The sequence below is a fragment of the Leekyejoonella antrihumi genome (assembly GCF_007845645.1).
GTDB classification, from domain to species: domain Bacteria; phylum Actinomycetota; class Actinomycetes; order Actinomycetales; family Dermatophilaceae; genus Leekyejoonella; species Leekyejoonella antrihumi.
Genome location: NZ_VCQV01000010.1, coordinates 52519 through 67598 on the forward strand (window position 1 = coordinate 52519; position 15080 = coordinate 67598).

The 15080-nt window shown below is 68.6% G+C and carries 10 protein-coding genes and 1 tRNA gene; 5 read left to right on the forward strand and 6 right to left on the reverse strand.

The features are described 5' to 3' along the window. Nucleotides 1–3: 3 nt before the first annotated feature. Nucleotides 4–1788 carry an ABC transporter permease subunit gene (locus FGL98_RS26285; RefSeq protein ID WP_246136461.1) on the forward strand — a complete coding sequence of 595 codons (1785 nt, stop codon included), beginning with the start codon at nucleotides 4–6 and terminating at the stop codon, nucleotides 1786–1788. A 299-nt stretch (nucleotides 1789–2087) separates the two neighbouring features. On the opposite strand, the gene FGL98_RS26290 is transcribed toward FGL98_RS26285, so the two are convergent. Then, on the reverse strand, nucleotides 2088–2351 hold the full coding sequence (locus FGL98_RS26290) for an amino acid permease (RefSeq protein ID WP_246136462.1): 264 nt from the start codon (nucleotides 2349–2351) through the stop codon (nucleotides 2088–2090). Between the two features lie 319 nt (nucleotides 2352–2670). After that, the gene (gene selD, locus FGL98_RS09210; protein WP_146316471.1) at nucleotides 2671–3663 is read right to left on the reverse strand and encodes a selenide, water dikinase SelD; all 993 of its coding nucleotides are present in this window, start codon (nucleotides 3661–3663) and stop codon (nucleotides 2671–2673) included. A 48-nt stretch (nucleotides 3664–3711) separates the two neighbouring features. Between selD and FGL98_RS09215 the strand changes: the two genes are divergently transcribed. From FGL98_RS09215 to selB, 3 genes are all read left to right on the forward strand, one after another. Beyond that, nucleotides 3712–3807 (forward strand) — tRNA-Sec (locus FGL98_RS09215). A gap of 36 nt (nucleotides 3808–3843) precedes the next feature. Then, a complete protein-coding gene (selA, locus tag FGL98_RS09220) occupies nucleotides 3844–5154 on the forward strand; it encodes an L-seryl-tRNA(Sec) selenium transferase (RefSeq protein WP_146316472.1) in 1311 nt (436 codons plus the stop codon). A gap of 1 nt (nucleotide 5155) precedes the next feature. Further along, nucleotides 5156–6961 carry a selenocysteine-specific translation elongation factor gene (selB, locus tag FGL98_RS09225; RefSeq protein WP_146316473.1) on the forward strand — a complete coding sequence of 602 codons (1806 nt, stop codon included), beginning with the start codon at nucleotides 5156–5158 and terminating at the stop codon, nucleotides 6959–6961. Between the two features lie 12 nt (nucleotides 6962–6973). Here the strand turns inward: selB and nrfD are convergent, their stop codons facing one another. The 3 genes from nrfD to fdh are packed head-to-tail and all read right to left on the reverse strand — an operon-like array spanning nucleotide 6974 to nucleotide 12326. Beyond that, nucleotides 6974–8119 carry an NrfD/PsrC family molybdoenzyme membrane anchor subunit gene (nrfD, locus tag FGL98_RS09230; RefSeq protein ID WP_246136463.1) on the reverse strand — a complete coding sequence of 382 codons (1146 nt, stop codon included), beginning with the start codon at nucleotides 8117–8119 and terminating at the stop codon, nucleotides 6974–6976. Next, entirely contained in the window at nucleotides 8119–9036 is a 918-nt protein-coding gene (locus FGL98_RS09235) for a 4Fe-4S dicluster domain-containing protein (RefSeq protein ID WP_146316474.1), read from the reverse strand. The genes nrfD and FGL98_RS09235 overlap by 1 nt, the downstream gene beginning before the upstream one ends. Then, nucleotides 9033–12326: a formate dehydrogenase gene (fdh, locus tag FGL98_RS09240; protein ID WP_186526069.1), complete on the reverse strand. Its 3294-nt coding sequence runs from the start codon at nucleotides 12324–12326 to the stop codon at nucleotides 9033–9035. The genes FGL98_RS09235 and fdh overlap by 4 nt, the downstream gene beginning before the upstream one ends. 213 nt (nucleotides 12327–12539) lie before the next feature. On the opposite strand from fdh, the gene FGL98_RS09250 reads away from it, so the two are divergent. Continuing rightward, nucleotides 12540–13250: a polyamine aminopropyltransferase gene (locus FGL98_RS09250; RefSeq protein ID WP_146316476.1), complete on the forward strand. Its 711-nt coding sequence runs from the start codon at nucleotides 12540–12542 to the stop codon at nucleotides 13248–13250. Between the two features lie 31 nt (nucleotides 13251–13281). On the opposite strand, the gene FGL98_RS09255 is transcribed toward FGL98_RS09250, so the two are convergent. After that, nucleotides 13282–15003: an amidase gene (locus tag FGL98_RS09255; RefSeq protein ID WP_146316477.1), complete on the reverse strand. Its 1722-nt coding sequence runs from the start codon at nucleotides 15001–15003 to the stop codon at nucleotides 13282–13284. Nucleotides 15004–15080: the final 77 nt, after the last annotated feature.

Below are 15080 nucleotides of genomic sequence, written 5' to 3' on the forward strand. Positions count from 1 at the left end.
CCGGTGCCGAGGTCCATCCTTACGCTACCCGCGACCCTCTACCTGATCATCTTCTTCATCGCGCCTGTCGCTCTGGTCGCCTGGTACAGCTTCGGGTACAAACCTGGCATCTTTGGATTCCACGACAACAGTCGTCTGTCCTTCGATCGGTACCGCGAGGCACTCGGCGGTCCGTTCGTCGGTACGTTCGAGCACACGCTGCGCATTGCAGGAATCGCCACGGGCATCGCGCTGCTGGTTGGTCTGCCGTTTGCGTACTTCCTGGCGGTCAAGGCGTCGCCTCGGGCGAAGGCCGCCCTGCTCGGGCTGGTGCTGGTCCCGTTCTGGTGCAACTTCCTGATCCGCACTCTGGGCTGGGAGCTGATCCTTTCGCCGAATGCCACCTTGTCTAATGTGTTGCAAAATCTGGGGCTGACCACTGGGCCGCTGAACGTCATGTTCACCGCGACGGCGGTGCAGATCGGTGTCGTCTACAACTACCTGCCGTTGATGATCCTGCCGCTCTATGTCGCGTTCGAACGGCTGGACCCGGCGTTGCGTGAGGCGAGTAAGGATCTGGGTGCCAACCGATTTCGCACACTGACTCAGGTCACTCTGCCGCTGGCCATGCCGGGTATCGCAGCCGGGGCGCTGCTGGTATTCGTTCCGCTGATGGGCGACTACATCACCGCCACGGTCCTCGGTGGAGCCAAGGGCAACATGGTCGGGATACTGGTCGCCAGCTGGTTCGAGGCCGGATCCAACTGGGCGCTCGGGTCGGCAGAGGCGGTGCTGCTGATCCTGGCGATCCTTGGCGTGGTAGCCGCCGCGGGTATTGCCGCAGTGGTGCTGCGCAGTGCACTGCGGCGCCGACGCCGGGTGACCCTCGTTCAGCCTCAGGACCGAGCACGGCTACGGCTCGAGGTAGGTTCGGGTGAATTGCGGTCTCCGGGGCGCTACGACCGGTTGCTCGAGCGCACAGGGGAGTGGGCCCTGCGGATCTGGCCCGTCTTCGTATACCTATTCCTCTTCCTGCCGATCGGGTACATCGTCGTGTACTCCTTCAACAATGGTCGACTGTTCCTTAGTTGGGCGGGCTTCGGGCTCAACGGATACCGCAGCGCTTTGACCGATCCGCAGGTGCTGTCGTCGGTCGCGACCTCGTTCAAGGCAGCCGCGGGCGCGGCCATCTTCGCGACCGTACTCGGCTCGTTGGCGGGACTGTCACTGGCTCGTCACACGGGGAGATGGTCGAAGTTTTTCGTCGTCTTGCTCGCCCTGGTGATGGTCACACCCGAGATCATGATGGCCATCTCAGAGTTGCCCTGGTTCGTCTCCCTTGGTGTCGACCATCACCTCTCGATCTTCAACAATGGGATTGTCCGGCTGATTCTGTCGCACTCGCTGTTCTCCACCGCGGTTGTCGCATTCATCGTAAGAGCGCGGATGAGTGGCGTGGACGAAACCCTTGAAGACGCGGCGGCAGACCTCTACGCCCCGCCGATACGGCGTTTCTTCCAGATCACGCTCCCGCTGATGTTGCCCGCGGTGGTGGCGGGTGCGCTCATGGCGTTCACCCTTAGCCTGGACGATGTGATCCTGTCCAGCTTCGTATCCGTCGAAGGTGAGACGCCCTGGCCGGTATACGTGTTCAGCGCCGTGCGCTCCGGACTACGGCCGGAGGTTGCGTCGATGGCGACGATGATGTTGCTTGTGACGCTCCTGGTGATGGGTCTGGCGGCACTGGTTCTGCGGCGGGGGACCGGTTCGTCATTGCGGGCTATGCAAGGAATCGCAGGCGGTCGCTAGAACCAGCACGGGGGAGGGCCGAGTATTGGCCCAGAACCTTTTCGCGTGGAGTGCCTGCTGGATGGCCCTGATCGTCCCGGAACTGAAGTCCCACGTTGAAGCGCCTTCACCGTGGTGGGTGACGGCTCGTTCAATTCAGCTACCCCGCCGGCTCCGCCTGCACGCTCGACTCCGAAGCCCGCGTTGCCCGCAGCTTCCTTCGGAGAAGAGGTTCGTTGCGACAAAGATGCCCAGGAGGAGGAGAGACCACGCCCACGAGTGCAACCCATGGAACCACCCGCGCAGGGTGTGCCCGCCGATCACCGCCTCGTAGGCCAGCACACCGACCAGATGTACCAGTAGAGCCAGCCGACGAGATACGCCGCCCAGTCACCCATCCCGACCCGGGCGTATTCCATGAAGGAACCGATCGCGGGGCGTACCGCAGCCATCTCCCCGAGCATGAGCATGGCCAGGTAGACCAGCAGCCCGCCGACAAGGTAGGACACGATGGCCGCGGGCCCGACCGACCGGATGATGTTCGCCGACCCGACGAAGAGGCTCGACCCGATGATTCCGCCCAAAGTGATCATGGTGATGTGACGCGAGCGCAACTTCCTCGGGCCCTGCAAGGTGCTGTTCCTTGCGCCTGTGCCTCCACCACCCCGGAATCCTGCCGTTCGGGGACGTTCATGTATTCACCCTTTCGCCGCGATGAGACCGGCTCGGGCGTAAGGTGCCAGCGGATCCGTCTGCTGTGGTTAACAATCCGTCGAGTTGGACGGCGCCGCGGACACGACGCCTAGCAGCCTTTCGAAAGATTGTTGACAATCAGACTATGTCACGGACCGAGGTGTCATGGGTGAAGGAGCGGCCCATTTCTGGCGCGCTGCTGCCACGACGTCAGCGGATCTGTATGCCGTGTCCCGCCACGGTGTGCCCGATCACCGGGTGCCCCGGCAGCTCGCCGACCACGAGCAGACCGCCGGACGTCTGCGCGTCCGCGAGCAGCAGCAGGTCGTCCTCGGTGACGTCGGCCCCGAGGACGAGGTGTGGGCGCACCCAGTTGAGGTTGCGCCGGGTTCCGCCGGGCACGAATCCGTCCCGCAGCGCGTGCCGGGCCGCCGGCAGCACAGGCACGGCCGCCCGATCGATCACGGCACCGACGCCAGAGGCTCGGCACAGCTTGTGCAGGTGCCCGAGCAGCCCGAACCCCGTGACATCGGTGACCGCTCGGACACCAGCCGACAGCGCCGCCTCCGACGCCTCGCGGTTGAGCTGAGTCATCATCGCCACGGCCTCCGGAAACACCTCGCCAGTCTGCTTGTGTCGGTTGTTGAGCAGCCCCAGTCCAATCGGCTTGGTCAGGGTGATCGGCAGGTCCGGTTTGGCGGCGTCGATCCGCAGCAGCCGGCTGGGGTCGGCCACACCCGTGACCGCCATCCCGTACTTCGGCTCCGGGTCATCCACCGAGTGTCCGCCGATGACGGGGCAACCGGCTACGGAGGCGACGGCCAGACCGCCGCGCAGCACCTCGGTGAGCAGCTCCATCGGCAAGGTCTCCCGGGGCCACCCGACCAGGTTGATTGCCACGACTGGCTGCCCGCCCATCGCATACACGTCCGACAGCGCGTTGGCCGCCGCGATGCGGCCCCAGTCGTAGGCGTCATCGACAACCGGCGTGAAGAAGTCGGCGGTTGAGAGAATCGCGAGATCGTCACGGACCTGCACAGCAGCGGCATCGTCCCCGTCATTCAGCCCGACGAGCACCCGACCGGGCTGCTCACCGGTGAGGCCGCGCACGGCATCCTCCAGCTCGCCCGGAGGGATCTTGCACGCGCAGCCGCCACCGTGCGCGAATCCGGTCAGTCGAACGTTCGTGGCAGTCTCATTCACCCCTCCACCCTAACGATCAGGGGGCGGGGCTTAGGGTTGGACCGACATGGAGGCGTCAGGGTTCCTGGTGGGCTCCCCGGTCTTCAAAACCGGTGAGGCCGAGCATCTCGGCCTGGCGGGTTCGATTCCCGTCCGCCTCCGCCAACTGACGCATTCCGCGTTCGGTGCCGAGGAGGGTCCGTGACCAAGGACGACCCACGTCGCGGTATCCCGCGCACCGACCACCTACTCGCGCTCCCGGGGGTATGCGAGGCGCGGGCTCGCCTGGGGGAGCGGGCTATCCGCGACATCATCCACGCCGCTCAGGGGCGCGCCCGACACGGCGAGCTGCCGCCGGACCAGGTCGAGCAGGCTGTAGTGAATGCTCTGCAGGCTCGGCCCACGAGCACGCTGCACCCGGTGCTCAACGCCACCGGGGTCGTCGTGCACACGAACCTCGGACGGGCGCCCCTGTCCCGCGAGGCGGTCCAGGCACTCGTCGTCGCCGGCGGGTACGTCGACGTCGAGCTCGATCTCGCCACCGGCGCCCGGTCCAAACGTGGGGTCGCCGCTAGGGCGGCATTGCTGGCCGCCTGCCCCGCCGCGCAGGATGCGCTTGTCGTCAACAACGGCGCGGCCGCGCTGGTGCTTGCCACGACGGCGCTCTCCGCGGGCCGCGAGGTCATCGTCAGCCGAGGCGAGCTCGTCGAGATCGGAGCCGGCTTCCGGCTGCCCGACCTGATCGCGTCCACGGGTGCCCGGCTGCGGGAGGTGGGCACCACCAACCGCACCCATCTGCGCGACTACGCCGAAGCGATCGGGCCCGACACCGGCTGCATCCTGAAGGTGCATCCCAGCAACTTCCGGGTCCAGGGATTCACGTCCGCGGTCTCCGTGCAAGCACTGCGCCCGCTTGCCGACGAGCATGCTTTGCCCATCGTCGCGGACGTGGGCAGCGGTCTCCTCAGGGCGGACCCGATGCTCCCAGACGAACCCGACGTGACGACCGCACTCGACGACGGTGCGGACGTCGTGACCGCGAGCGGCGACAAGCTGTTGGGCGGACCACAGGCCGGGATAGCGCTGGGCCGACACGAAACGATCGCCCGGATGTCGAGTCATCCGCTGGCACGGGCTGTCCGCGCCGACAAGCTCGCGCTGGCGGCGCTGGAGGCCACACTCATCGGAGCGATGCCACCGGTCGTGCAGTCGCTCCATGCCGACCCGGATCGACTCGCGGCACGCGCGCACCACCTGGCAGCCGCGGTCGGCGCACAGGTCGTCCCGCACGAAGGTCGTGTCGGCGGCGGCGGGGCCCCCGGCCTACCCCTGCCCGGGTGGGCGGTGCAGCTGCCGGAGACTGCCGCGGCAGCACTGCGCTGCGGCACGCCGGCGGTGCTGCCGCGAGTGCACGACGGGGTGTGCCTGGTGGACCTGCGGTGCGTCGCGGAAGAGGAGGACGAGCGCCTGCTCGCGGCCGTGCGTGCTGCCCTGGGTGACGGGGTGCGCTGACATGTTCGTCGTCGCCACGGCCGGTCACGTCGATCACGGCAAGAGCACACTGGTGCGCTCCCTGACCGGTATGGAGCCGGACCGCTGGGCGGAGGAGCGCCGGCGAGGGCTCACCATCGACCTCGGGTTCGCCTGGACCGCCTTGCCATCCGGTCGTGACGTCGCCTTCGTCGACGTGCCGGGGCACGAGCGGTTTCTGGGCAACATGCTGGCGGGCCTCGGTCCCGTTCCCGTCGTGTGCTTCGTCGTCGCGGCGGACGAAGGCTGGCAGGCGCAGTCCAGTGATCATCGAGACGCTCTAGCAGCACTCGGCATCCAGCACGGGCTGCTGGTCGTGACCTGCTGCGACCGGGCACCCGAGAGGGTAGAGCAAACGATCGCGCAGGCTCGTGAAGAGCTCGCGGACACCGGGCTGCACGACGCCCCCGTCGTCGCGGTGTCCGCCGTAACCGGCGATAGGCTCGAGCAACTTCGCCGCACCCTCGACGACGTGCTGGCCGCGCTGCCCGTAGCACCGGGAGGTGGCCGGGTGCGGCTGTGGATCGACCGATCATTCAGCATCACCGGCGCCGGCACAGTCGTGACGGGCACCCTGCCCTCCGGCTCGATCACCGTTGGCGACCGGCTGCAGCTGCTCACCGACTCCGGACCGCACGATGCGGTGGTCCGTGGGCTCGAGAGCTGCGGTCTGCAGCAGCAGCGGGTCTCGCCGGTCAGCCGGGTCGCCGTCAACCTGAGGGGTGTTGCGTCACCATCGGTTCGGCGCGGCGACGTCCTGGTCACACCCGATGCCTGGATTCCGACGCGCACGCTCGACGTTCGGCGCACCACCGGGGTGAGCTTCGAGGACGCTCCGACGTATCTGACCTTGCACGCCGGGACCATTGCGGTGCCGGCGCGGCTGCGACCGTTCGGGCCGGAGCACGGACGTCTGACTGTGGAACGGTCGCTGCCGCTGGTCCTCGGGGACCGGGTCGTGCTGCGCAACCCTGGCAGTCGGCGGGTGCTCGCCGGTGCGATGGTCCTGGACGCCGACCCGCCGCAGCTGCGTCAGCGCGGTGCCGCGAGAAGGCGAACGGAGGCGCTCACCGGTCTGAACCCCCATGGCGACGCGCTTGCCGAGGTCGTCCGGCGCGGCGCGGTCACGGTGGCGCATCTGCGACAGCTGGGGATCCCGGTCGACGGAAGCCCGCCGAGCGGGGTTCTCGTCATCGACGACTGGTGGGTGCACCAGGCCACCTTCGTGATCTGGCGTCAGCGGCTGCGAGTCGCGGTCACGGAGCGGCATGGCGCCGATCCGCTTGCCGGCGGACTGTCGCGGGGTGCGGCGGGCGGCTTGCTCGGCCTACCGGACCCGGCACTGTTGGACCCGGTGGCTCGCGCCGAGGGGCTGGAGCTCGACGGCGGCCTGGTGCGGCTCGCGGGCAGTCGAGATGACCTCGGGGCAGCCGAGGCCTCGGTGGCGGAGCTCGAACGACGCCTGGGCGCCCACCCCTTCCAGGCTCCGGAGGCGGACGACCTGGCCGCGCTGGCGCTGAACGTGCGAGTCCTCGCCGCGGCCGAGCGGTCCGGGCGGGTGCTGCGGCTGAGGGACGGTGTCGTGCTGCTGCCGAGTGCGCCGGCACTGGCCATGCGCGAGCTGGCTCGGCTGGACCAGCCTTTCACGACCAGCGCGGCGAGGCAGGCGCTCGGCACGACTCGGCGCACGGCCATCCCGCTGCTGGAGCACCTCGATGGACGCGGCTGGACCAGGCGGCTGGATGCCGGCCACCGAGAGGTCGTGCGATCTCGCCGCCCGGCCGGGTGAACCGCCGAATCGTCAGCCGCCGCCCGGTGGCGTGCGGTCCGAGCGGACGGGATGTCCGGCGTCGACTCGTTCGCGCTGTGGCACCACCGTGTAGCGCGGGTCCCGGGCGGAAGCCTGCCCGGCGTGAAAGATCCCGAAGCGGGTGCACGCCGAAGCTGCCATGAGCGCGGTCCCCGATACGGCGGACAGCAGCTGAGCGCCCGTGGCTCCTCGGGGCTTACGGGAGACCGCACCGGCCAGCACCACACCGATCCCGCCGGCGGTCGACAGCACTGTTGCCAGGCGCAGCAGCGTCCCGGCGCGGTCCTCGTGCAGGGTCTGCACCGACAACCCCATCGACCGCGTCATCCAGGCCTGCGCCAGCTGCTCGGCGATCACGCCGCCGACCGCCATCCGTCGAGCCGGGCCGCTTTGGGGGACAGGCGTGGTCAGCATTCCCAGGCCACCGGCTGCAGTGGCCGCGGAACCCGCGAACACGAAGGGCAGCTGGCCCGATGCGTCGTGCCAGGTGGGCGTGGCCGTGTCGCCGATCAGCACGGCGGTATAGGTCGCCACGGCCGGGCCGACCAGTGCCGCACCCCAACCTGCCGGTCGCCCGGTGGCCTGCAGCGCACGCGTGAACACGGACGGCAGCACCTTCCGTGTCCCGACCGGCAGCGCACCGACGATCTCGTGCGCCGCAGCAAGTCCCGTAAGCGGACCGTACGCCGCCAGCAGCCAGGTGCCCATCGACATCGGGGAGGTCGGCCGGAACACCCGCATCATGTTGAGGAACCGACTCGGCTTGCCCAGGTCGTGAATCAGGAAGAAGGTGCTGGCACCGATCGCGGCCAGCGCTCCCACGCGCGAGTTGCGGGCCAGAGTCGATCGACCGGTGGCCCCGGCTCCGGCGGCCAGCAGTGACGAGGCGCCGGCCAGCCCGCCGGTGAAGAGGTAGGCGGGGATGTCGGCCTGCCACGGGGACTCCTTGACGACGGGACGACCGTAGTACGAGGTGAACTCGGCCTCGGGCACCATCGCCCGCTCCCCACCTTGTCGCCCGCCGCGACGTCGGGCCGCCCGGCGCATGCCGTCCAGAGGCCGTCCACGTCGGCCCCGCGGCCGCTCGTCATCAGGCCAGCGACCGTAGCGGTTCTCGGCCTGCCCGGGCGTGCTCATCACGAGCCTCCCAGCAGGCTCAGTGCCGCACCGGCCGCCAGTCCGGCGGCCGCAAGGCCGGCGCGCTTCCACATCCGTGGCAGATCGCGAGTGGTGACAACCGGGTCCGGCGGCATCCCGTACACCTCCGGCTCGTCCAGCAGCAGGAACATCGCGCCGGTGCCGCCGACCCCGTCGTGAGGGTCGTCGCCATACATCCGGGCACCGGTCACACCCTGCTCCTGCAGCTCGGCGACCCGTTGCTGTCCGCGCTCCCGCAGCTCGTCCACGTCGCCGAACATGATCGACTCGGTCGGGCAGGCCTTGGCACACGCGGGCAGGTCACCGTCACTGATCCGGTCGTAGCACAGGGTGCACTTCTGGGCGATGCCGGCATTCTTGGTCTTGTCCCCTGGCGCCTCTGCGCGCCGTTCGATCACTCCGTACGGGCAGGCGGGCACACAGTATCCGCAGCCGTTGCAGATGTCGTCCTGCACGACCACGGTGCCGAACTCGGTGCGAAAGAGCGAACCGGTCGGGCAGACGTCCAAGCACGCGGCGTGAGTGCAGTGCTTGCAGACATCGGAGGACATCAGCCACCGGAACTCCGGCTTGGCGTCCGCATCCGGCGCGCGAAGTGTGGGCATTCCCAGGTCGACCGCCGGCGGCGCGGCCGGGGCGGGTGGCGTGGACTGCTCGACGAACGCGACGTGCCGCCAGGTGTTGGCACCGAGCGCGCTGGTGTTGTCGTAGGACTCGCCGGTGATCCCGTCGCCGAGGTCCGACGGGATGGCGTTCCACTCCTTGCACGCGACCTCGCACGCCTTGCACCCGATGCACACCGACGTGTCAGTGAGGAATCCCTTGCGCCCCGGTGCCTGCTCCCAGCCGGCGTCCACGGCCGGGTCGAGTGGGCCGAACAGGCTGTGCGAGCTCACGACTGGTCACCTTTCTCGTGCAGTGTGTTGCCGGTCTCCACGGTGATACCGGCGCGCGAGATGTAGTCCTCGACCATGCCCCGCACCTGATGGTCGGCGGGTCTGCGCCCGGGCCGGATGTCGCAGGTTGCCGCCTTGGCCTCCTGGATGTGCACATTCGGGTCCAGAGTCAGGCCGATGAGATCGTTGGCGCTGTCGCCCTCGACGACGGCGCCCTTGCCGCCCTGGCCCCAGTGGTAGGGCAGGCCGACCTGATGCACCGTTCGCCCGTTCACCGTCAACGGTCTGATCCGGTCGGTCACCAGCACTCGTGCCTCGACGGCGCTGCGCGCGGTGACGATGGTCGCCCAGTCGCCGTTGACCAGGCCGCGCTCGGCGGCCAGCGCCGGGGACACCTCACAGAAGAACTGCGGCTGCAGCTCCGAGAGGTACGGCAGCCACCGGCTCATCCCGCCGGCGGTGTGGTGCTCGGTGAGCCGGTAGGTGGTGAACACGTACGGGAAGTCCTGCGCACCGGGTGCGTCGGCGGACGGGTTCGACAGGTTGTCCTTGCGCTTGAGCACCTGCCGCGTCGGGTTGGACTGCTGGGAGTACAACGGGTTGCGGATCGGGGACTCCTGCGGCTCGTAGTGCGCGGGCAGCGGACCGTCCAGCAGTCCGGTGGGCGCGAACAGCCAGCCCTTGCCGTCGGACTGCATGATGAACGGGTCATCTCCGGCGATCCCTTCCGGGCCGGCGGTTCCCGGCTCCGGCCGGAAATCGGGCGCCCGATCGGCGGGGAAGTCCGGCACGTCGTGCCCGGTCCAGGAGCCGGCCTCCTCGTCCCACCACACGTACGCCTTGCGCTCGCTCCACGGGCGACCCTGCGGGTCGGCAGAGGCGCGGTTGTAGAGAATCCGCCGGTTCGACGGCCACGCCCAGCCCCACTCGGGTGCCACCCAGGACTGCTGTGACCCGGGTTTGCGCCGCGCGGACTGGTTCACCCCGTCCGCATACACGCCGGTGTAGATCCAGCAACCGCCGGCGGTGGAGCCGTCGTCCTTCATCTGCGTGTAGCTGGACAGCAGCGGCCCCGGAGTGCCGTCCGGCTTCACCTGCCAGCCGTTGATCTCCCGCAGCACCTTGTCCGCCGAGGGCTCGTCGGTGCCGTCCTGACCGTAGTCCCAGGTCAGGTCCAGCAGCGGTCGGTCGCGGTCATCCGTGGACTCGGCCAAGCGCGCCCGGATCTTGTTGCCCAGGTGCCACATGAAGTGCAGCTCGCTACGGGCATCCTGCGGCGGGTCGACCGCCTTGTGGTGCCACTGCAGCATCCGCTGGGTCTGGGTGAACGTGCCGTCCTTCTCCACGTGGCTGGCTGCGGGCAGGAAGAACACCTCGGTGTCGATGTCCTCGGTCTTCAGCTCGCCGGAGCGGACCTCGGGGCCGTCCTTCCACCAGGTGGCCGACTCGATGAGCTGAAAGTCCCGCACGACCAGCCACTTCAGGTGCGACATGCCCAGGCGCTGCATCCGCCCGTGCGCGGAGCCGACCGCCGGGTTCTCGCCCATGATGAAATAGCCCTCCACCTGGTCGTCCAGCATCCGCGTCACCGTGTTGTAGGTGCCGTGGTCGCCGCTGATCTTCGGCAGGTAGGAGAAGCAGTAGTCGTTGTCACTGGTGGCGGTCTTGCCCCACCACGACTTCAGCAGGCTGGCGGTGTAGGCGCCGGCGTGCGTCCAGTAGCCCTTCTGGGTGTCGCTGGTCACGGTCTTCAGGTAGGCCGTCATGTCGGGGTGGTCGTCCACGGACGGCATCGGCAAATAGCCGGGCAGGATGTTGAACAGCGTCGGAATGTCGGTCGAGCCCTGGATGCTCGCGTGCCCGCGCAGCGCCATGATTCCGCCGCCGGGGCGGCCCATGTTGCCCAGCAGCAGCTGGATGATCGCCGCCGAGCGAATGTACTGCACGCCCACGGCGTGCTGCGTCCAGCCGACGGAGTACACCCACGCGGTGGTCAGGTCCCGGCCGCTGTTCGCGGTGACCGCCTCGCAGACCGACAGGAAGTCCTGCGGAGAGACACCGCATACCTGCTCGACCATCTCGGGGGTGTAACGCGCAAAGTGTCGCTTGAGGACCTGAAGAACGCACCGTGGGTCCTGCAGGGTCTCGTCCCGTGTCGTCTGGGAATGGCCGTGGCCGACGGCGCCCGCGGCGCCGTGGGTGTCACCGGCGGCCCGGTCCGTGTGCGCTGACTGGTCTGCCGACGGCTTGCGAGCGTTGCCGGCCGCGGCGTACTCCTCGACTCCCTTGTAGGCCCAGCTCGCCGGGTCGTAGGTGCCGGTTTCCGGGTCGTACCCGGAGAACAGGCCGTCCAGCTCGTCGGTGTCACGGAAGTCGTCGCGCACAAGGGTCGCCGCATTGGTGTAGGCGACGACGTACTCGCGGAAGTACTTCTCCTGCTCCAGGATGTAGCGGATGATGCCGCCGAGAAAGACGATGTCGCTGCCCGCCCGTAGCGCCACGTGCTGGTCGGCGACCGCGGAGGTACGGGTGAAGCGCGGGTCGATGTGGATGATGCGTGCACCCTTGCGCTTGGCCTCCATCACCCACTGGAACCCGACGGGGTGGCACTCGGCCATGTTGGATCCCTGAATGACGATGCAGTCAGCGTTGCTCAGATCCTGCTGAAAGCCCGTGGCACCGCCACGACCGAAGGAGGTCCCCAAACTGGGGACGGTGGCACTGTGTCAAATACGCGCCTGATTCTCGATCTGTATCGCCCCGAGCGCGGTGAACAGCTTCTTGATGAGGTAGTTCTCCTCATTGTCCAGCGTCGCACCGCCCAGGTGCGCGAACCCGAGCGTGCGCCGCAGGATCCGGCCCTGCTCGTCGGTGTCCTGCCAGGTGCGCCGGCGGGACTCCACGACACGGTCGGCGATCATGTCAGTTGCGGTGTCCAGGTCGAGGTGCTCCCACTCGGTGGAGTGCGGCCGTCGGTAGAGGACTGTGGTCTGCCGGGTGGGGGAGTTGACCAGTTGCTCACTGGCGGACCCTTTGGGGCACAGCCGACCCCGAGAGATTGGCGAGTCCGGGTCGCCCTCGATCTGGATGACCTTGCCATCCTTGGCATAGACCTTCTGGCCGCAGCCGACGGCACAGTACGGGCACACGGACTGCACAACCTTGTCGGCGGTGCGCGTGCGCGCGGTCCAGTCCTCGCCCGACTTGGCCGCGGCGCCCCGGCCGAGCCGGTCGGACCCGGTGACCTGTCGTAGCACCGGCCAAGAAAGAAAAGTCTTGCCAGCGCTCATCATTCGCCTCCACGACGGTCGGTCACCAGACATCTCACTGCGTCACGCGCCACGCACATTTGACCATACCAACCCCCGCCGGGATCCGGGCCCGTTATGGCCCACTGTTTCGCCACCGTGCGACCAGCGGTTCCGAGTTTTGAATGCGGCGGCTACGTTGGACGAGCGGTGCCTACCCGGCCGCCCAATGACGGTGTTGAAGGAGTCGACCTGGTGAGCGCACGGTTCGAGGAGCTTGCCTGGAGTCAGACCCCACGCGGCACGATCAGTCTGCGCCGACGGTTGGAGCCGACGCTCAAGGTCGACGTCTATGAGGTGAAGCTCGATGATGAGTTCCTGATGTCGAGCCTGTTCACCGTCGCCGAGATCGAGCTGGCCCGACTCGGCCTCGCCCAGGCACCCGGCACGGAGCTGGACGTCGTGGTCGGCGGCCTGGGACTCGGCTACACGGCCCGGGCCGCGCTCGAAGATCCCCGGGTGCGTTCGATGGTCGTCGTCGACGCGATGGCCGAGGTGATCGACTGGCACGAGCGGGAGCTGCTGCCCGGTGCCGCCGAGCTCGTGCAGGACCCGCGCACCCGGCTCGTGCTCGATGACTTCTTCGCGGTGGCCGCCTCCGACGGCGGCTTCGACCCGGACTCGCCGGGCCGCCGCTTCGACGCCGTCCTGCTCGACATCGACCACACGCCGCGGCACGTGCTGCACCCCAGCCACGCCACGTTCTACAGCGTCGACGGTCTTCGCCGGCTGAAGGGGCATCTGCGCCCAGGTGGCGTCTTCGCCCTCTGGTCCGATGACCCACCGGACGACGACTTCAACGCCCTACTGACGCAGGTCTTCGAGCACTCGGAGACCCAGATCGTCACCTTCGCGAACTTCCTCACCGGCGGTGAGTCGACCAACACGGTGTACGTTGCGCACTGACCCATTGTCCTGGGCAGGCTGAGGTCGGCGGTCAGTCCAGGCGCGGGGTTCGCGGTGGTTCGGTGCGACGCGACCCGCTCGCCTCGAAGGCGGCGGCGAGGCGGAGCAGCCCGGCATCCGCATACGCGCGGCCGGCGAAGGTGAGCCCCACCGGCATTCGGGTGTCCGCCATGGTGCCCATGGGCACGGTGACCGTCGGGATGCCGAGATGCCGCGGCACCAGGTTGCCGTTGGCCACCCACACACCATTGCGCCAGCCGAGCTCGGCCGAGGCCGGGTTCACGTCCATGTCGGCCGGTCCCACATCGGCCAGCGCCGGAAACACGACCGCGTCCAGTCCCAGCCCGTCCATCCACTCCTCCAGGTCGACCCGCCGCGTCTCCTCCAACCCGCGCAGTCCCTCCTCCAGGTGCGGGATGTCGGTGAACGACGACAGGGGGTGGGCCCGCACGTGTTCGGGGTAGGTGTTGATGTCGTCGTCGAACCCATCCGTGCGGTCCGGCAGCGCGCCCGGCGCGTTCACCCAGACGCGGGAACCGTCGACGTCCGCGAGCCGGTTCAGCTGGGGGTCGTCGTTCATCCGCAGGAAGTCGTCCCACGACCAGGCCGACAGGTCGAGGATCTCCCGGTCGAGATACGCCTTGCTCACCAGCCCCCGGGTGAAGATCGTCGGTGCACCTGGCCGGTCGCCCTCATAGTTGGTCACCGCCGGGAAGTCGACCTCGACAACCGTGGCGCCTGCCGCCTCAAGATCCTTCCGGGCCGCCTCCCAGAGGGCCACCACCGACGCGCGGGTGTCGACCCGCTGACCGGTCGCTCCACCGATGCCCGGGTGCTCGCCGGTGCCGGCCTGCGGGTCAGCGTTGACATACATCCGCGGCACGCCGAACCTCTTACCGGCCAGCGCAGCCCGGCTCGCGTCGACACCGGTCGCTGCCAGCTCCTGGAACGAGTCCGGGCGCACAGTGGTGACATCGGGCAGCGTGATCCACGGCTGCGCGCGCCAGAAGTCTCCGCGGGTGTCCGAGTCGGCGACGACGAGCACCTCCAAGAGCTCGAGCATGTCGGCCATCGTGCGCGTGTGCGGCACCACGACGTCCATCGTGGGGACGAGGGGCCAGTTGCCGCGCGTCGAGATCACTCCGCGGGACGGTGTGTAGGCGCACAGTCCGTTGTTCGACGCCGGGGCGCGGCCGCTGGACCAGGTCTCCTCACCCAGCCCGAACGCAGCGAAGCTCGCCGCGGTCGCCGTGCCGGAGCCGTTGGACGACCCCGAGCCGAACGCCGACGTCAGGTAGTGCTCGTTGTAGGGGCTCTCCGCGCGTCCGTACACCCCGCGCTGCATCCCGCCGTTGGCCATCGGGGGCATGTTCGTCAGCCCGAGCAGGATCGCCCCACCGGCCCGCAATCGCTCGATCGCGAACGCGTCCCGTTGAGCCACCAGGTGCTCGAACGCGTGCGAGCCGGCGGCCGCGGTCAGGCCACGGGCGAGATAACTGTCCTTGGCCGTATACGGAATGCCATCAAGCGGGCCGAGCACTTCGCCGCGCGCGCGGCGCTCGTCGCTGGTCAGCGCCTCCTCGCGGGCATGTTCGTTCATGACCACCATGGCATTGAGCCGGGGACCGGAGCGGTCGTAGGCGTCCATCCGTGCGTGATAGGCGTCGACCAGCTGCGCACTGGTGACCCGACCCGATTCGAGGGCGTCGCGCAGCTCGCTGATGGTGGCCTCGACGACATCGAACGGACTCATCGGCTCATCTCCCGGGGATTGGATCGTGCAGCAGCGCAGGTCGGTGATGGCCTGCGGTTGCACGGCAGTGGACGGGC